This window comes from Streptomyces sp. NPDC050738 (assembly GCF_040654175.1).
Classification (GTDB): domain Bacteria; phylum Actinomycetota; class Actinomycetes; order Streptomycetales; family Streptomycetaceae; genus Streptomyces.
In genome coordinates, this window is sequence record NZ_JBFAHN010000013.1 from 33,293 (window position 1) to 50,260 (window position 16,968).

The window sequence follows — 16,968 nt, forward strand, 5'->3', positions numbered from 1 at the left end:
CGGCTGTGGCGGACACCCAGTACGAAGACCTGTTGCGGCTAGTGCTCACCTCCGGAACGGCCAAAGCCGACCGGACGGGCACGGGCACCCGAAGTGTCTTCGGGCACCAACTGCGCTACGACCTCTCGCAGGGGTTCCCGCTGGTCACCACCAAGAAGGTGCACCTGCGGTCCATCGTGTACGAACTGCTGTGGTTCCTGCGCGGCGACTCGAACGTCGGCTGGCTGCAGGAACACGGCGTCACCATCTGGGACGAATGGGCCGACGCGGACGGTGGACTCGGCCCGGTCTACGGCGCGCAGTGGCGCAGCTGGCCCACCCCGGACGGCAAGCACATCGACCAGATCAGCGATGTCCTGGGAACGCTGCGCAGCGACCCGGACTCCCGCCGGATGATCGTCTCCGCCTGGAACGTGGGAGAGCTGGCCAAGATGGCGCTCGCGCCGTGTCACGCCTTCTTCCAGTTCTACGTCGCCGACGGCAAGCTCTCCTGCCAGCTGTACCAGCGCAGCGCGGACCTGTTCCTCGGCGTCCCCTTCAACATCGCCAGCTACGCCCTGCTCACACACATGGTGGCGCAGCAGACCGGCCTCGAGCCGGGCGACTTCATCTGGACCGGCGGCGACTGCCACATCTACGACAACCACGTCGAGCAGGTCACCGAGCAGCTCTCGCGCACCGCGTTCGAGTTCCCCGAGCTGCGTCTGCGCGCAGCCGGCTCTCTCTTCGACTACGCCTACTCCGATGTGGAAGTGCACGACTACCAGCACCACCCGGCCATCAAAGCCCCGGTCGCAGTGTGAACATCGGGCTGATCTGGGCGCAGACGCCTGCCGGCGTGATCGGCGCGGGCAACGCCATTCCGTGGCGCGTACCTGAGGACATGGCGCACTTCAAGGCGACCACCCTCGGCCACCCTGTGGTGATGGGGCGCAAGACATGGGATTCGCTGCCTGCGCGATTCCGCCCGCTGTCCGGCAGGCGCAACATCGTGGTGACGCGCGATCCGCGGTGGGCGGCCGAAGGCGCGGAACGCGCCGGGTCCATCGCCGACGCTCTGGAACTCGCAGCCGATGCGTCGGGGCCGGCTGCCCCCGCTGAGGCATGGGTGATCGGCGGCGGGGAAATCTACCGCGCCGCCATGCCCCACGCCACGGTGCTCTCGGTCACCGAAGTCGACTCGACGATCGACGGCGACACCTACGCCCCGACACCGGACCCGAGCTGGAAGGTCTCCGAGGACGAAGGCTGGCAGTCCTCGACCTCAGGGCTGCGCTACCGCATGCGCCGATACACCCGCTGACACGCGCACCGCGTAGCCGGTGAATCAGCGGGGGCCGAGTCCGGTGCGCCCGTCGAGGAGTTCGCGGACGATGTCCAGATGGCCGGCGTGACGTGCCGTCTCTTCCACCATGTGCATGATGATCCCCCGCAGGTCGGCGACTTCGTCGTCCACCATGCCGGGGTGAGACCCCTGCGGGGGCGCCGACAGCGGCGTGCGGGCGATCACCGCGTCGGAGCGCCGGCACTGGTCTTCGTAGAAGGCGAAGACCATCTCGGGCGGTCGCGGTGTCGTCGATGGGTCGTGGTCGTCGGGCCACACCAACGGCTCGGCTTCCCCGGTGACGACCTCCTGGAACCAGTGCCGCTCCGCGTACCCCAAGTGCTCTATGAGCCCGAGAGGCGTCCACCCGGAGGGCACGACCGACGTGGTCAGAGCCTGAGGGTCGAGGCCGTCGAGGATGGCCAGCACGCTGGTTCGCTGCGCCGCGAGGTACGCCGACAGGACCTTCTTCTCCTTGCTGTCCGTATTCATGTGTGCATGGTGGCAGCCGCCACTGACACCGGTCACGGGTGCAGCGCGAGAGCGATGTGCGGAGACAGGGCGCGGAGGAAGTCGGGGGCATCGAAGAGTTCGCCTGCGGAGGCGACACCGGTCGTGCGGGTCTGTCCGGTCAGGATGCGGTGGACCGCTTCGACCGCGAGGGGTGCGGTGACGGCGTAGATGTCCTGACCGCTTGCCGTGGCACGCCGTTCGGTGTCACCGGAGCGTACGACCACGTCGACGAGGAAGGTCTGTGCGGAGCGCCCTTGTTCGTCGACGGCGGTGGGGGTCGGGGTGTCCGGGGACGCGATGCCGGTGGCCGCCTCCGTCGCCATATAGGTGCGGACCTCGGGGATGGACAGATGGCTCGGGATGGTGATGACGTCGGCCATCGTGAACTCGCCGACGACGGCCCGCGGCCCCATCGGATCGGGGAAAGGCCACTGCACCGTGGGGAGTTCATCGGTGTGGTACTCCAACTGCCCCTTCGTGAAACGGACACGGCGACCGCCGCGCCGATCGGCGGAGACCTTGCCCGCCACCCGCGTCCCCTCCGTGGGCTCCCAGCTGTTGAGCCCGTAGGCGATGTGCGCCTCGTCGGCTGCGGTCCAGTCGCCCATCGCAGCGGTGGCGAGCAGGTCGCCGAGGCCGCCGTAGAAGGCCATCGCAGGCACGATCACCGTGCCTGCTTCGCGGGCCCGGTCCGTGAAATGCGCGAAGGTGTCGGCATTGGCCTCGATCTCGGCCGCCACGTCGACGTACGGAATCCTGGCCCGCAGGGCGGCCTCGATCAACGGGGCGGCCGTCGTGGCGAAGGGACCCGCGCAGTTGATGACCGCCGCGGAGCCCGCCAGGGCGGTATCGAGCGAGTCCGGGTCGGCGACGGATGCCGGGCGGATCTCGAGACCGGGGTAATCCTGTGCCAGCGCCTTGAGCTTGTCGGCGTCGCGCCCTGCCAGGACGGGGACGAACCCGCGCTCGCGCAGCTGCGCCACGACGAACCTGCCGGTGTGCCCGTATGCGCCGTACACCGTGACCGTCTGCCCCGCTGTCATGTCCTTCTCCTGTGTTCGATGCGACCAACTGCTCGACTGCGACCATCCTGGCCTGGTTGAACCATCAATCGTGAGCGTCTGGAACGACACGCCCCGTACACTTTCGGACATGAGGTCTGTCGCGCTGGCCGTCACCGACGGGATGCTGCACTTCGAACTGTCCGTCGCCCATGAGGTGTTCGGCTCCGCTCCGGCCGCGGTGACCGTCCCCTGGTACGACCTGACGCTCTGTGGACCCGCGACCGTCTCCTTCGGCCCTTTCCGTCTGGAACCCGAACGCGGCCTCGACCACCTCCAGCACGCCGACACCGTGATCGTCCCCGGCTGGGCCGACACCGACGTGGCCCCGTCCGCGGACCTCATCGACGCGATACGGGCCGCCCATGACGCGGGCGCCCGGATGGTCTCCCTGTGCACCGGCGCGTTCGTCCTGGCCGCCGCCGGCATCCTCGACGGCAGGCGCGCCACCACGCATTGGGCGCACACCGACGCGCTGGCCGCCCGCTACCCCCAGGTCGAGGTCGACCCGGACGTCCTCTACGTGGACAACGACAACGGCCGCGTACTCACCTCCGCAGGCAAGGCCGCCGCACTCGACCTGTGCCTGCACCTCGTCCGCCTCGACCACGGCTCCGCCATCGCCAACACCACCGCCCGCCGCCTGGTGGTCCCCCCGCACCGCTCCGGCGGGCAGGCCCAGTTCGTCACCGCACCCGTACCCGAGCACGACGACCACCCCCTCACCGCCCTGCTGCCGTGGATCATCCAACGGCTCGACGAGCCGTTGACCGTGGAAGACCTGGCCCGCCAGGCCCGGATGAGCTCCCGCCACCTGGGCCGCCACTTCCGCGCCGCGACCGGCACCACCCCGCTGCAATGGCTGCTCGCCCAGCGCATCCGCCACGCCCAGGAACTCCTGGAGACGACCAGCGACAGCATCGACGCCATCGCGACCGCCACCGGAATGGGCACCGCCACCACCCTGCGCCGCCACTTCAATCGCACCCTCGGCGTCCCCCCGGACGCCTACCGCCGCACCTTTCGCACCCGAACCCCTTCTCAGGGCGGCACCGGCGCGGGCGAGGTGTGACGGCGGCGGTGTCAGTCCTCTGACGTAGTCTTCCCGCCACCGCACACCGACTGGGAGGATCAGAAGAGTTGACTGGCCTGTCTGCTTTCCCGCTGCCGTTTCAGGCTTCCCGTTCCATATCGTTCGCGACACCCCGGACGCTGCGGGAACTCCAGATGATGCGGTGCAGCGCGCACATCCGCGCGAAGCCGGAGTGGTTCGACAAGATGAACGATCCCGACATCGTCGCCAGGTGGACGCAGGAAGCAGTCTCTCAGGGGCTCACCGAGGCGCAGGTTCGGTATGTCCTTGCCGAACTCGCGCACTACGCGGCGCTGCGGGACGGACGAACCGGTATCGAGATGTCCGCCGTCGACGGGGTCTGGCAGTCGGACACGCTGGTGGACGACCGGCTCAGGTCCCGTCTGCGCAAGGCGGTCCTGGTTCTGGAAGAGGTCCCCGAAGAGGAGCAGGACTGGCATCCGGGATCCGACGGCCAGGTACTGGATCTGGTTCATCCCTCACTGTTCTGTCTGGTGAGAGAAGCGAGCGGTGCGCCCGAGCAGGCGTGGCAGAACCCGACGAACCACCACTCGAAGTACGAGTTCTCGGAGAGATTCCAGTGGCTGCCCACGGACGTCGACGTCAGTGCCGATGGTGCTGTCGTCTTCCGTTCGTACATCAACAACGTCCACCCCGGGACCCATCACGAACTGGCCTCTGTCCTCCCGGACTTGTTCGCACGCCTGCGCCCCCTGCTGGAGAACGTGCTCACCGATCTGCGCCATCCGCGGCCCCTGCGGATCGAGGCCGATCCCTACGGGTGGTACGCATCGGAGCCGGAGTACCCGCGCAAATCCTCCTCCAGCGACGATGCGGCCCACGCGGAAGCCCTCCGCGCATGGGAGCAGGCACACGAGGACTGGTGGGAGACCCGCCGCCCGGTCGTCCCCGACGCACCGGACTTCACCCCGCCCGAGCTGCCCGACGGATCCGCCCGGGTCGACCTGCGCGGCCGTCGTCTGCAGGTCATCGCCAAGCTCGCCACCATCCATCTCACCCCGGAAAAGCCCGAGTACGCCGGCGGATCCTGGCATGTCGAGGGGATGTTGAACGAGCGGATCGTCTCGACCGGCATCTACTACTGGGACAGCGAGAACATCACCGAAAGCCGGCTGGGCTTCCGGGCCGTACTCGACGACCCGGACTACGAACAGAACGACGACAACGGCGTGCGTGAGGTCTACGGCCTGGAGGACGAGGACGCACTGAACCAGACACTGGGATCGACATCGACCCCGGCGGGCCGCTGCCTGGCGTTCCCGAACATCCTGCAGCACCGGGTCGACTCGTTCCGCCTCACTGACCCCACCCTTCCCGGACATCGCAAAATACTCGCGTTCTTCCTGGTCGACCCGTCGGAAAAGATCGTCTCGACATCCGACGTACCACCGCAGCAACCATGGTCGGACCACTCGACCATGACGCTCGAAGAGGCCGAGCAATACCGCGAACAGCTCATGCAGGAACGCAAGTTCTTCGTCGATGAACACAACGAGCAGCTCTACGAGCGAGAGTTCTCCCTCTGCGAACACTGAGCGGAAGCGGCCCTCGCGGTTGTATCGAAAACGACCGGATTCATCGAAAACAACGGAACATTCCGGTCCCCCGTCCTACGATCGCCGCATGCTGCTGCGCCGGACGTTACGTATGCCCATGATCCTCGCGATGACTGTCGCCCTCGCTTTCGCGATGGTCCTCACCGGCACGGCGCGAGCCGCGGAGGGGCCGAGGGAAAGCATGGAAGACGGGCGGCAGTTGCTGTTCTACAACCACGCCTACGGGGTGTTCGACCGCGAGACGGCCGACGCCATCGAACACTCCGCGTATCTCCCCCAGTTCGCCAACTTCCAGGTCAGAACCACCACCGGGAGCGGAGGGGAGACCTGGACCGGGCGCTATCTGATGGGCCGTGAGACCTACTTCGAGCTGTTCGGGGTGGGCGATGTACCCGGCAAGGACGGCGAACTCGGCGCAGCCGGGATGGGCGTCTCGGTCGAGCGCGCGGGCGATCTGGCCACGGTGAAGCAGCGACTCCGCGACCAGGGGAACCCGAACCCCTTCGAATTCCGCCAGACGCGCGACTTCGGTGACGGTGTTCCGGTGCCGTGGTTCGACGCGGTCTTCACCACGGAGCAGTACGACGCCTTCGGCGCCTGGGGGATGGAGTACCTGCCCGAGTACTTCGCCGACCCGCGCAGCAAGACCGAACCCGCCTCTTTCCCCGGCGACATGGGCCGCGAGCGCTACCAGAACGACGAGTACCGCAACCACCTGATGCGCGACGTGACGTCGGTGCGCCTCGCGGTCACCCCGCGCGACCTCGCCAACACGGTGCCGCTGCTGAGGGCGGGCGGGTTCGCCGTCAAGACCCTGCCGGGAGGCGGAGCGCTCGCACAGGGCGGTGGCACCACGATCCGGCTGGACGCCGTGCCGCGCGCGGAGGCGGGCCTGCGGCAGATCGAGATGTCACTCAACCACCCGGTGAGGACGCGCCACACGGAGACGCTCGGCCACTCGAAGCTCGTCGTCGGCCCTGGCAGCCACGCGGTGTGGACGTTCCCCGAGAACAGGTAGCGTGATCGACTGGCGCATGGAGTGTCCATGCGTACGGCCGGCCCGTGCGGGGAATCCGGTGGCGAGCGATGGGACCGCGATGAGCGAACTGACGAAGCCCGCAATCGAGGTTCCGGAGGGTGACGCGCCCACCGAGCTGACGGTCCGGGACCTCGTGGTCGGGGACGGACCTGAAGCACAGCCGGGCAGGGTCGTCCAACTTCACTACGTAGGAGTCACGTTCGCATCGGGAAAGGAGTTCGACTCCTCCTGGGAGCGGGACCAGCCGTTCAAGTTCGCCGTGGGCGGTGGCAGGGCCATCAAGGGCTGGGACCGTGGAGTGCGGGGAATGAAGGTCGGCGGCCGCCGCGAGATCATCGTTCCCCCGCGTCTCGGTTACGGCAAGCAGTCGCCCTCGGCTCTGATCCCGGCGGGCTCGACGCTGATCTTCGTCGTGGACCTGCTCACGGTCGTGGGCGGGCCGCCGGTGCGAGGCACGGCCTGAACACCATCACCGACGATGGACGCTGACGGCATAGCCGCCGCCGTCGTAAGGGTCGGCGTCCCACGTGGCAAAGCGGTCGACGAGGGTGAGGCCGGCCGCGGCGCAGCCATCGTCGTACTCCGGCAGTGTGAGGCTGGGCGGCACCGGCAGGTGGGCTTCGTCCAGGCCGAAACCGGCGACCAGCAGGCCGCCCGGGCGCAGGGCCGCTGACAGTCGCCCGACCACCGTGTTCTCGGTGCCTGGGGTGAGCAAGGGGAAGATATTGCCCGCGGCGACGACAAGGTCGAAGCCCGCCGCGATGCCGAGCAGGCCGGGCTCGAACTCGGCCAGATCGAGCTGGAACCAAGGCAGTTCCGGCGACAGCTTCCGCGCCACTGCCAGCATCGACGCGTCAAGATCCACCCCGACACAGTCGTAGCCGAGTTCCGCAAGGCGGATCATGACCCGTCCCGTACCGCACCCGGCGTCCAGTACCCGCGCTCCGGCAGGCACGAGGGCCGCACAGAACCGTGCCTCGCCGTGCATGTCCTCGCCGCCGAGGGTCAGCGACGCGAAGCGTGCGGCGTAGTCCTCCCCGGTCGGTTTCCCGGTCAGTTCCGTCCAACGGCTCATGAGACCGACTATAGGTCGCCCGCCTGGGGTCCCTCCCGGCTGAGCTCATTGGCGCGGTCGATCTCGGCCATGTGTTCCTCGGCCCAGTTGCGGACCATGGCCAGGGGGCCCTCCAGGGACAGGCCCAGCTCGGTGAGCCGATAGTGCACGCGGGGCGGCACCGTGGGCTCCACCCTCCGGCTGACCAGCCCGTCGCGGGTCAGTCCTTGCAGAGTGACCGACAGCATCTTCTGCGAGACGCCCGCCATCCGGCGCTGCAGTTCCGCGAAGCGCACCTCGCCCGGGGAAGCCTCCGCAAGGACCTTGACGGCCATCGACGTCCATTTCGTGCCGATCCGATCGAGCAGACGCCGGGTCGGGCACTGCGGGGAGAAGAGATCACCGCGTGCGCCCTTTGGCGTACGCGGTGCGGGGGAGGTCACTTGAAGCTCACCACCTGTGGCGAATGTGCGGTCTTGGCCTCCCCAAGGTAGTTACCTACCGTTGGGTTGTCACCATTGGTAACCAGGAACAGGAAGAGGTCTTCATGTCCCAGTGGCCCGCAACAGAGCTGCGCCGCGTCACGGCCAACGGCGTGGAACTCAACGTGGCGATCACCGGAGAGGGCCCCGCAGTCCTGCTGCTGCACGGCTTCCCGCACACCTGGCGCCTGTGGACCGATATTCTGGGCCCGCTGTCCGAACGGCACCGGGTGATCGCCCCGGACCTGCGCGGCCTCGGCGCCAGCACGCGAGCGGCGGACGACTACGACGCCGGGACCCTCGCCGCCGACGCCGAAGCCCTCCTGGATGCTCTCGGTGAGACCTCCGCAGCCGTTGTCGGCATCGACGCGGGCACCCCGCCGGCCTTCCTGCTGGCCATGCGCCGCCCCGACCTCGTGCGACGGCTGGTGGTCATGGAATCGCTCCTGGGAAGGCTCCCGGGCGCCGAAGGATTCCTTGCGGACGGAGCGCCGTGGTGGTTCGGCTTCCACTCGGTGCCCGGCCTCGCGGAGAGCGTACTGACGGGCCACGAAGCGCAGTACATCGACTGGTTCCTCGATTCCGGCACCCACGGGCAGGGGCTCCGCCCCGAAATCCGTGACGCATTCATCAGCGCATACACCGGCAGGGCGGCCCTGCACAGCGCCTTCTCGTACTACCGCGCACTGCCCACGAGCGCACGCCAGATCCAGGAAGCCGCCGCCCGCCGCCTCACTGTGCCCACCATGGCCATCGGTGCCCACCCGGTGGGGACGGCGCTCGAACAGCAGCTACGACCCCTGGCCGACGACCTCGTCGGCCACATCATCGAGGACTGCGGTCACATCATCCCGCTTCACCGCCCCGAGCCCCTTCTCGGCCTCTTGAAGCCGTTCCTCACCGCTTGATGCCCCCGCTTCAGATGCAGATCACGATCTTTCCGCGTGTGCGTCCGCGCTCCGCGTGCGCGTGGGCGTCGGCGATCCGCTCCAGGGGGTAGCTCTGTTCGATACGGGGTGTGTAGCGGCCCTGCCGGCCCAGTTCCGCGGCCTCGGACAGGAGAGTAGAGTCGTTCTCCGCGTTGACCACATGCGTGCCCAGGCGCTGCCCGCCCGCGTGGTCGGCGACCGTCGCGACGCGCGTCGGATCGCCCGTGATCGCGACGAGGTCGTCCAGGGATCCGGAGGCCGCGGTGTCGAGCGCGATGTCGACGCCGTGCGGAGCGAGAGCGGAGAGACGCTGCGCGAGACCGGGGCCGTAGGTGGTGTGAACGGCGCCGAGAGAGGTGAGGAACTCGTGGTTGCGTTCGCCGGCCGTCCCGATCACGGTGGCACCTCGCGCCACAGCAATCTCGACTGCCGCGCTGCCCACACCTCCGGCGGCGCCCTCGACGAGAAGGGTGCGCCCCGCGAGGGAGCCGAGCGCGTTCAGGCCCCGCATCGCGGTCACGGACGCGAGACCGGCGCCCGCGGCCTGCCCGTCGTTCCAGGTGTCGGGGGCGTGGGCCCAGGCCGAGAGGATGACCAGCTCCGCGGTTGCGCCGGTGACACCGCCCAGCCCGAAGACGCGGTCGCCGATGCTCACCCCCTGCACCCCGTCACCGATCTCGTCGACCACCCCGGCGGCGTCGCGCCCGGGAATGGCGGGCAGCGCCACAGGAAGCAGCTGCCGCAGGGCGCCGGCGCGCAGCTTCCAGTCGATGGGATTGACGCCGGCCGCCGCGACGCGGACACGGACCTCACCGGGTCCGGGGTGGGGGTCGGGGGCCTGCTCGATCACCAGGCTCTCCGCTCCGCCGTATTCATGGAAGCGGGCTGCACGCATAGTGTCCTGCCTTACCTTTTCAGGTCGGAATACCTGCCGTTGACTCGATGCTCCGGAAGATATCCAGAAGGTCGGTCACCAGCTGGATACCAAGACCGGAGACGGGAGACTTTCGATGACGCAACGTCCGGCGCTGCCACCCGATTTGTTCGACGAGCTGTGCCCGTCCTCGCTGTTGCCTTTCCGCTTCGGTGACAAGTGGGCATCCATGGTCCTCCTCTGCCTGGAGGACGGCCCGCGCAGATACTCCGAACTCCGCGTGCCACTGAGCCGCGTCACCCCGAAGTCGCTCACCCAGTCGCTCCGCGGCTTGGAGCGGAACGGGTTCGTGTCACGCACGGCGCACGCCGACCCGAAACTGCGGGTGGAGTACGCGCTGACACCGCTGGGCCGCAGCGTGCTGGAGCCGCTGGCCGCCTCGTGCCAATGGGCGGCCGAGCACTGGGACGAACTGCTCGACGCCCGCGAGGGCGCCGAGGGCGGCATCTCCTCCATCGGCTGACGCGCACCGGCGCCGGTGCGTGCCGCACCGGACGAACCGCAGACCTGCGGTCGGCACTCTCGTCACGCAAGGAACGACAGTCGAACCTGGCGACGGGGATTGTCCTGATTGGTGTCCACCAGGCAGACCGACTGCCAGGTGCCCAGTTCCAGCCGGCCCTCGATCACCGGCAGCGTGGCGTGCGGCGGTACGAGCGCGGGCAGTACGTGGTCCCTGCCGTGGCCGGGGCTCCCGTGGCGGTGCTGCCAGCGGTCGTCGGCCGGGAGCAGCGTGCGCAGTGCGGCGAGCAGGTCGTCGTCGCTGCCGGCGCCGGTCTCCAGGACGGCGATCCCGGCCGTCGCATGCGGTACGAACACGTTGAGCAGGCCGTCGCGGCCCGCCGCCGCCTCGCGCAGGAACTCCTCGCAGTCAGCGGTCAGATCGGTCACGGTCTCCGACCGGCCGGTGGCGATGTGCAGGACGCGGGTGGTGAAGGTGTCGGACATGCGGCCCATTCTCGCGCGGCCGGCGCTCGTCCAGGGGGCGAGACACCATTGACCGGATCGTGGCCGCTCGCTACTTTCGGCGCCATGTTGCGTTCAGTGCTGCTCACCACGCGCGGTCATATCGACCTGCTGCGGGTGGCCTCTGCCGCGTGTTGTCGCCGCGGGCTCTGACGCCTTTCCGCCTTTTCGCTTCGCCCCTCCCCTGTCTTCCCTTTCTACGGAAGAGGCTTCGCCATGTCCGTGCATCTGCACTGGTTCCTGCCCACCGGCGGTGACGGCCGCACCCTCGTCGACCGCCATGCGTACACCGATGGAGGGATCACCCGCTCGAAGATCACCCCCACCGGCGGGGTGCGCGCTCCCGACATCGAGTACCTGGCCCAAATAGCCAAGGCGGCCGAGCAGTTGGGGTTCGAGGCGGTGCTCACGCCGACCGGGACCTGGTGCGAGGACGCCTGGCTGACCACCGTCGCGCTGGCGCAGCACACCTCGCGGCTGAAGTTCCTGGTGGCGTTCCGGCCGGGGGTCATCTCGCCCGTGCTCGCCGCGCAGATGGCGGCCACGTACCAGCGGATCACCCGCGGGCGGCTGCTGCTGAACGTGGTGACGGGCGGGGACGCGACCGAGCAGCGGAGGTTCGGGGACCATCTCGACCACGACCGGCGCTATGCGCGCACCGCGGAGTTCCTGTCGGTGGTGCGGGGCGCCTGGGGCGGGAAGCCGTACGACTTCGACGGGGAGCACTTCCAGGTGGAGGGCGGGCTGACCGCGCTGCCGCCGGACCCGCTGCCGGAGATCTTCTTCGGGGGCTCGTCGGCTGCCGCCGGGCCCGTCGCGGCCCAGCACGCGGATGTGTATCTGACGTGGGGCGAGCCGCCCGCCCAGGTGAAGGAGAAGATCGACTGGATCCGGGGGCTCGCGCAGGAGCGGGGGCGGACCGTCCGGTTCGGCATTCGTCTCCACACCATCTCCCGGGACTCCGCGCGCGAGGCCTGGGCGACCGCGGACCGGCTCCTCGACGATCTCGACGCCGGGACGGTCGCGGCCGCGCAGCAGGCGCTCGGCAGGAGCGAGTCGGTGGGGCAGCAGCGGATGCTGGCCCTGCACGGCGGGTCGCGGGACAAGCTGGAGATCGCGCCGAACCTGTGGGCGGGTGTGGGGCTGGTGCGCGGCGGGGCCGGGACGGCGCTGGTGGGGAGCCACAGCGATGTGGCGGACCGGATCGAGGAGTATCACGCGCTCGGCGTCGAGCACTTCGTGTTCTCGGGCTATCCGCATCTGGAGGAGGCGTACTGGTTCGGGGAGGGCGTACGGCCCGAGCTGGCGGCCCGCGGGCTGCTGCCCGCCGGCTGAGCCGCCCGTACGGGAAGATCCGGGGCCGCGCCCGCGTTGGTAGAACCGTGAACAACTTCGGGGTGCGAGACATCGACGTGGTCGTGATCGGCGCCGGGCAGGCCGGCCTGTCCGGCGCCTTTCATCTGCGGCGGGCGGGCCTGGAGCCCGACCGGGATTTCGTCGTGCTCGACCATGCGCCGCGCCCCGGGGGCGCCTGGCAGTTCCGCTGGCCCTCGCTGACGTACGGCAAGGTGCACGGGATGCACGCGCTGCCCGGGATGGAGCTGACGGGCGCGGACGAGCGGCGGCCGTCCTCCGAGGTGATCATGGAGTACTTCACCGCGTACGAGGAAGCCTTCGACCTGCGGGTGCACCGGCCGGTCGAGGTGAGCGCCGTGCGCGAGGGTGCGGGCGGGCGGCTGCTCGTCGAGACCTCTGAGGGCGACTACGCCGCCCATGCGCTGATCAATGCGACGGGGACGTGGGACCGGCCGTTCTGGCCGCGCTATCCGGGCCAGGAGACCTTCCTGGGGCGGCAGTTGCACACCGCCTCCTACCCGGGGCCCGAGGCCTTCGCCGGGCAGCGCGTCGTCGTGGTGGGCGGCGGGGCCTCCGGAACCCAGCACCTGATGGAGATCGCCCCGTACGCCGCCGGGACCACCTGGGTCACCCGGCGGCCGCCCGTCTTCCGCGAGGGCCCTTTCGGCGAGGACGCGGGACGGGCCGCCGTCGCGATGGTCGAGGAGCGGGTGCGGCGCGGGCTGCCGCCGCAGAGCGTGGTGTCCGTGACGGGGCTGCCGGTCAACGACGCCGTGCGCCGCGCCCGCGAGCAGGGCGTGCTCGACCGACTGCCGATGTTCGACCGCATCACCCCGCACGGGGTCGCCTGGGACGACGGTCGCACGGTCGAGGCGGACGTCATTCTGTGGGCCACCGGCTTCCGTGCGGCGATCGACCATCTTGCGCCGCTGAAGCTGCGCGAGACGGGCGGTGGCATCCGCGTCGAGGGGACGCAGGCCGTCCGCGACGAGCGGATCCACCTCGTGGGTTACGGCCCTTCGGCCTCCACGATCGGCGCGAACCGGGCCGGGCGGGCCGCGGTGCACGACATCCGGAGACTGCTGGAGCGCGCACCCTCCCTCGCCTGAAGCGGCTAACCGCGCGCACTCTTCTGGTTGTCGTTGAACTCCCGGACGTTTTTCTGCTGCTCGCTGTAGTCGTCGGTGAAGCGGGTGTCCCCCGGTGCGACGGTGACGAAGTACAGCCAGTTCCCCGGCGTCGGGGCGATGGCCGCATTCATGGCGTCCTGCCCCGGGTTGCCGATCGGGGTGGGCGGAAGCCCTTTGCGCTCATAGGTGTTGTAGGGGCTGTCGATCTTCGTGTCGCCGGTGGTGGTGTCCAGGGTGGAGCGGTTCAGCGCGTAGTTGAGAGTCGAATCCATCTGCAGCGGCATGCCCTGGGCGAGCCGGTTGTAGATGACGCGGGACACCTTCCCCATGTCGGCGGTGGTGTCCGCCTCCGCCTGCACGATGGAGGCGATGACGACGGTCTGATAGACCGTCACGCCGTTGCGCTTCGCCCCTGCGGCGATGTGATCCGCCCCGAAGTGCTGGTTGGCCGTGTTGACCATGTACGTGAGCAGGCCGGCCGGGGACGTCTGCCCGTCGATCGGGTAGGTCGCGGGGAAGAGATAGCCCTCGGGGTTGCCCTTGGCCTCCGGCGGCAGCTTCAGATCCGCCGTCGCGGCGGCCTTCTGTGTCGTGCCGGGCGGCACGTCCAGCGCCTTGTCCGCTGCCGCATAGACCTGACTCGCACGCCAGCCCTCCGGGATGAGCAAGGACCGTGTCCCTCCGCTGTCGCCGCTGCCGAGCAGAATCGCGGTGAGCACTCCGCCCGCCACCACGACCACCGCGGCCGCGAGGAGGATCAGTCGGCCGCGGCGCGTGAAACGGGGCTTGTCGTTCGGCATGCGGGCAACTTATCCCGCCATACCGGCCGTTTACGGCAGCCGGCGACCCCGGCGGAGTCACGGCGAACAGACGAACAGGCGATCGGATGTTCGCCAGAACGCGTGATCGTCCCGGAATCCATTGCCCAACTCCCCTGCTGCGCATGATGCTTACGGTGCGCAAGCGACGGGCTGCAGACCGTGATTGCGCAGTCCCACTGATGAATCATGCACAAGGAGAACGCACCACCATGAACTTCCTCACCAACCTGCTTGCCGGAATCGTCCACTTCGTGGGTTGGCTCGTCTGACCGTAGTTCCGACCGGCGCCGTCGTTCCCCGTCCCACGGGAGCGGCGGCGCTGCCGTGTGCGGTCACGCTGCTCGGGTCAGCTCGCTGTCGCGCCGCACCAGAGCTGCGTACCGCCCGTCCAGCGCGAGGAGTTCCTCGTGCGTGCCCCGCTCGGCTATGCGCCCGGCATCCAGGACGACGATCTGGTCGGCATCGCGGACGGTGGAGAGGCGGTGCGCGATCGTGATGGTCGTACGGCCCGCGGAAAGCCCGTCGATGGCCTGCTGCACCGCGTGTTCGGTACGGGTGTCCAGCGCGCTGGTGGCCTCGTCGAGGATGAGCACCGGCGGGTCGCGCAGGATCGTACGGGCGATGGCGAGGCGCTGCTTCTCGCCGCCGGAGAAGCGGTAGCCGCGCTCGCCGACCAGGGTGTCGTACCCGTCGGGCAGCGAGGCGATGTGGTCATGGATCTGCGCCGCCCTGGCCGCCTCTTCGAGCTCTTCATCGGTGGCGTCCGGCTTGGCGAACCGCAGATTGTCGGCCACGGAGGCGTGGAAGAGGTAGGTCTCCTGGGAGACGACGCCCACGGACCTGGCCAGGGTGTCGAAGTCCAGGTCGCGTACGTCGACGCCGTCCAGGGCGACCCTGCCGCCGGTCACGTCGTACAGCCGCGGCACCAGATAGCTGAGGGTGGACTTGCCCGATCCGGTCGGGCCGACCACGGCCAGGCTGCCGCCCGCGGGGACGGTGAGGTCGATCGACTGGAGCGTCGAGCCCGTCTTCTCCTCGTAGTGGAACTCGACGTTCTCGAACCGGACTTCGCCCTTGGCCTGGTCGAACCGGACCGGGTCGGCGCGCTCGGTGATGTCCACCGGCAGGTCCAGATACTCGAAGATCCGCTGGAAGAGGGCGAGCGAGGTCTGCATCTGCACGCCGGTCGACAGGAGGCTCACGGCGGGGCGGAACAGGCCCTGCTGGAGAGAGACGAAGGCGACCAGCGTACCGATCGAGACCGAGGGGCCGCCGGTCTGCAGAGCCAGTCCCGCAGCCCAGTAGATGACAGCCGGCATGGCGGCCATGACGATGCCGATGGTCGACATCCGCCAGCGTCCGGCCATGCTGGAGCGCACTTCGAGGTCGACGAGCTGCTCGGACTCCTCGGCGAAGCTCTTGGTGAGCGAGTCCGCGCGGCCCATGGTGCGGCCGAGCAGGATGCCGCTGACCGACAGCGATTCGGTGACCGTGGCGGCCATCGCGGCCATCTGCTTCTGGCGCTTCGTCGTGATCTTCTTGCGCTCGCGGCCCACCCGGCGGCTGATCCACACGAACACCGGCAGCAGGAGCAGCGAGACGACGGTGAGCCGCCAGTCGAGCGCCAGCATCGCGACGATCGAGGCGATGACGGCGGTGAGGTTGGAGACGAGCGAGGTCGCGGTCGAGGTGACCGTCGCCTGCATGCCGCCGATGTCGTTGGCGATACGGGACTGCACCTCGCCTGTGCGCGTCCGGGTGAAGAAGGCGAGCGGCATGCGCTGCAGCTGGGCATAGACGGCGGTGCGCAGGTCGTGCATGACGCGCTGGCCGACGGTCGTCGATATCAGGGTCTGCAGGACGCCGAAGACGCTCGTGACCACCGCGGTCACGATCATGCCGAGGGCGAGCAGGCTCAGCAGTCCCGTACGGCCCTGCGGGATCGCCACGTCGAGAATCTCGCGCAGCAGGAACGGGGAGGCCACCGAGACCAGCGACGAGGCGCCGACCAGCAGGCCGACGACGGCGAGGCGGCCGCGGTAGGGGCGGAAGAGACGGAGAATGCGGCGCACCTCTGCGGGCGGCTGGTCTCCGTCGCGGGGCGGGGGTGTCCACGTGGGTTGATCGGGCTTCATGGGCTCCTTCATCGGGGTGAGAGATCTCAAGACTTTGAGAGCATAGCTCATTGTTACCTATACTCACAATGAACCAGGTCCTGATATTGTTCCCGGTATGAGCATTCCCAACGCCGACGCCGACGGCGTGCTGGCCGAGCAGTTGCTGCGCCTCACCCGCAGACTGCACCGCATCCAGAAGCAGCATCTGGAGCCCGTCGGCATCACCCCCGCGCAGTCCCGCCTGCTGCGCACCGTCTCGCACTACCCCGAGCCCCCGCGGATGGCCGACATCGCCGCCCGTCTCGAAGTCGTGCCGCGCGCCGTGACCAGCCTGGTCGACGCCCTGGAGGAGTCCGGCAGGGTCCGCCGCGTCCCCGACCCGACCAACCGCCGGGTGGTGCGCATCGAGCTCACCGACGACGGCCGCACCACCTTGCGCGCCCTGCGCAACGCGCGCCGGGGCGCCGCAGAGGAGATCCTGGCACCACTGTCCGCCGATCAGCGCGAGGTGCTCGGCGGTCTGCTGTCCGCTCTGGTCGACGGTGCACTGGAGCGCAAATGCTGAGGGGACT

19 protein-coding genes are annotated in these 16,968 nt (G+C 69.1%); 11 read left to right on the forward strand and 8 right to left on the reverse strand.

Translation table 11 applies throughout. From position 1 onward, the window contains the following. Positions 1-5: 5 nt before the first annotated feature. Positions 6-803, forward strand: coding sequence for a thymidylate synthase (locus AB0H78_RS28255; protein ID WP_363237452.1), 798 nt, complete (start codon positions 6-8; stop codon positions 801-803). After that, the gene (locus tag AB0H78_RS28260) at positions 800-1,303 is read left to right on the forward strand and encodes a dihydrofolate reductase (protein WP_363237453.1); all 504 of its coding nucleotides are present in this window, start codon (positions 800-802) and stop codon (positions 1,301-1,303) included. Before AB0H78_RS28255 ends, AB0H78_RS28260 begins: the two co-directional genes overlap by 4 nt. Before the next feature lie 24 nt (positions 1,304-1,327). On the opposite strand, the gene AB0H78_RS28265 is transcribed toward AB0H78_RS28260, so the two are convergent. Together AB0H78_RS28265 and AB0H78_RS28270 are read right to left on the reverse strand one after the other, a co-directional pair. Further along, the gene (locus AB0H78_RS28265) at positions 1,328-1,816 is read right to left on the reverse strand and encodes a DinB family protein (protein ID WP_363237454.1); all 489 of its coding nucleotides are present in this window, start codon (positions 1,814-1,816) and stop codon (positions 1,328-1,330) included. A 32-nt stretch (positions 1,817-1,848) separates the two neighbouring features. Continuing rightward, entirely contained in the window at positions 1,849-2,880 is a 1,032-nt protein-coding gene (locus tag AB0H78_RS28270; protein WP_363237455.1) for a saccharopine dehydrogenase NADP-binding domain-containing protein, read from the reverse strand. A 109-nt stretch (positions 2,881-2,989) separates the two neighbouring features. Here AB0H78_RS28270 and AB0H78_RS28275 point away from each other — a divergent pair, with 109 nt between their 5' ends. From AB0H78_RS28275 to AB0H78_RS28290, 4 genes are all read left to right on the forward strand, one after another. After that, positions 2,990-3,970: a helix-turn-helix domain-containing protein gene (locus AB0H78_RS28275; protein ID WP_363237456.1), complete on the forward strand. Its 981-nt coding sequence runs from the start codon at positions 2,990-2,992 to the stop codon at positions 3,968-3,970. Positions 3,971-4,038: 68 nt separating this feature from the next. Then, a complete protein-coding gene (locus AB0H78_RS28280) occupies positions 4,039-5,547 on the forward strand; it encodes a DUF4246 domain-containing protein (RefSeq protein WP_363237457.1) in 1,509 nt (502 codons plus the stop codon). Between the two features lie 118 nt (positions 5,548-5,665). Next, complete coding sequence (locus AB0H78_RS28285) at positions 5,666-6,586, forward strand: DUF5829 family protein (RefSeq protein WP_363237616.1); 921 nt, start codon at positions 5,666-5,668, stop codon at positions 6,584-6,586. A gap of 79 nt (positions 6,587-6,665) precedes the next feature. Beyond that, positions 6,666-7,070: an FKBP-type peptidyl-prolyl cis-trans isomerase gene (locus tag AB0H78_RS28290; protein WP_363237458.1), complete on the forward strand. Its 405-nt coding sequence runs from the start codon at positions 6,666-6,668 to the stop codon at positions 7,068-7,070. A 6-nt stretch (positions 7,071-7,076) separates the two neighbouring features. On the opposite strand, the gene AB0H78_RS28295 is transcribed toward AB0H78_RS28290, so the two are convergent. Together AB0H78_RS28295 and AB0H78_RS28300 are read right to left on the reverse strand one after the other, a co-directional pair. After that, entirely contained in the window at positions 7,077-7,682 is a 606-nt protein-coding gene (locus AB0H78_RS28295) for a class I SAM-dependent methyltransferase (protein WP_363237459.1), read from the reverse strand. Between the two features lie 8 nt (positions 7,683-7,690). Next, positions 7,691-8,104: a helix-turn-helix domain-containing protein gene (locus AB0H78_RS28300; RefSeq protein ID WP_363237460.1), complete on the reverse strand. Its 414-nt coding sequence runs from the start codon at positions 8,102-8,104 to the stop codon at positions 7,691-7,693. A gap of 104 nt (positions 8,105-8,208) precedes the next feature. Here AB0H78_RS28300 and AB0H78_RS28305 point away from each other — a divergent pair, with 104 nt between their 5' ends. Then, a complete protein-coding gene (locus AB0H78_RS28305) occupies positions 8,209-9,051 on the forward strand; it encodes an alpha/beta hydrolase (RefSeq protein ID WP_363237461.1) in 843 nt (280 codons plus the stop codon). Positions 9,052-9,061: 10 nt separating this feature from the next. Here the strand turns inward: AB0H78_RS28305 and AB0H78_RS28310 are convergent, their stop codons facing one another. Then, on the reverse strand, positions 9,062-9,967 hold the full coding sequence (locus tag AB0H78_RS28310; RefSeq protein WP_363237462.1) for an NADP-dependent oxidoreductase: 906 nt from the start codon (positions 9,965-9,967) through the stop codon (positions 9,062-9,064). 115 nt (positions 9,968-10,082) lie between these two features. On the opposite strand from AB0H78_RS28310, the gene AB0H78_RS28315 reads away from it, so the two are divergent. Next, positions 10,083-10,469: a helix-turn-helix domain-containing protein gene (locus tag AB0H78_RS28315; protein ID WP_363237463.1), complete on the forward strand. Its 387-nt coding sequence runs from the start codon at positions 10,083-10,085 to the stop codon at positions 10,467-10,469. Between the two features lie 62 nt (positions 10,470-10,531). Here the strand turns inward: AB0H78_RS28315 and AB0H78_RS28320 are convergent, their stop codons facing one another. Further along, positions 10,532-10,954, reverse strand: coding sequence for a secondary thiamine-phosphate synthase enzyme YjbQ (locus tag AB0H78_RS28320; RefSeq protein ID WP_363237464.1), 423 nt, complete (start codon positions 10,952-10,954; stop codon positions 10,532-10,534). A 234-nt stretch (positions 10,955-11,188) separates the two neighbouring features. Here AB0H78_RS28320 and AB0H78_RS28325 point away from each other — a divergent pair, with 234 nt between their 5' ends. Both AB0H78_RS28325 and AB0H78_RS28330 read left to right on the forward strand, forming a co-directional pair. Then, positions 11,189-12,307 (forward strand): LLM class flavin-dependent oxidoreductase, encoded by a 1,119-nt coding sequence (locus AB0H78_RS28325; RefSeq protein WP_363237465.1) that lies wholly within the window; start codon positions 11,189-11,191, stop codon positions 12,305-12,307. A gap of 62 nt (positions 12,308-12,369) precedes the next feature. After that, the gene (locus AB0H78_RS28330) at positions 12,370-13,437 is read left to right on the forward strand and encodes an NAD(P)-binding domain-containing protein (RefSeq protein WP_363237617.1); all 1,068 of its coding nucleotides are present in this window, start codon (positions 12,370-12,372) and stop codon (positions 13,435-13,437) included. 5 nt (positions 13,438-13,442) lie between these two features. Here the strand turns inward: AB0H78_RS28330 and mltG are convergent, their stop codons facing one another. Together mltG and AB0H78_RS28340 are read right to left on the reverse strand one after the other, a co-directional pair. After that, the gene (gene mltG, locus AB0H78_RS28335; RefSeq protein ID WP_363237466.1) at positions 13,443-14,258 is read right to left on the reverse strand and encodes an endolytic transglycosylase MltG; all 816 of its coding nucleotides are present in this window, start codon (positions 14,256-14,258) and stop codon (positions 13,443-13,445) included. Between the two features lie 353 nt (positions 14,259-14,611). Beyond that, positions 14,612-16,414: an ABC transporter ATP-binding protein gene (locus AB0H78_RS28340; protein ID WP_363237467.1), complete on the reverse strand. Its 1,803-nt coding sequence runs from the start codon at positions 16,412-16,414 to the stop codon at positions 14,612-14,614. Between the two features lie 97 nt (positions 16,415-16,511). Between AB0H78_RS28340 and AB0H78_RS28345 the strand changes: the two genes are divergently transcribed. Further along, a complete protein-coding gene (locus tag AB0H78_RS28345; protein WP_363237468.1) occupies positions 16,512-16,961 on the forward strand; it encodes a MarR family transcriptional regulator in 450 nt (149 codons plus the stop codon). The last annotated feature ends 7 nt before the right edge of the window (positions 16,962-16,968 follow it).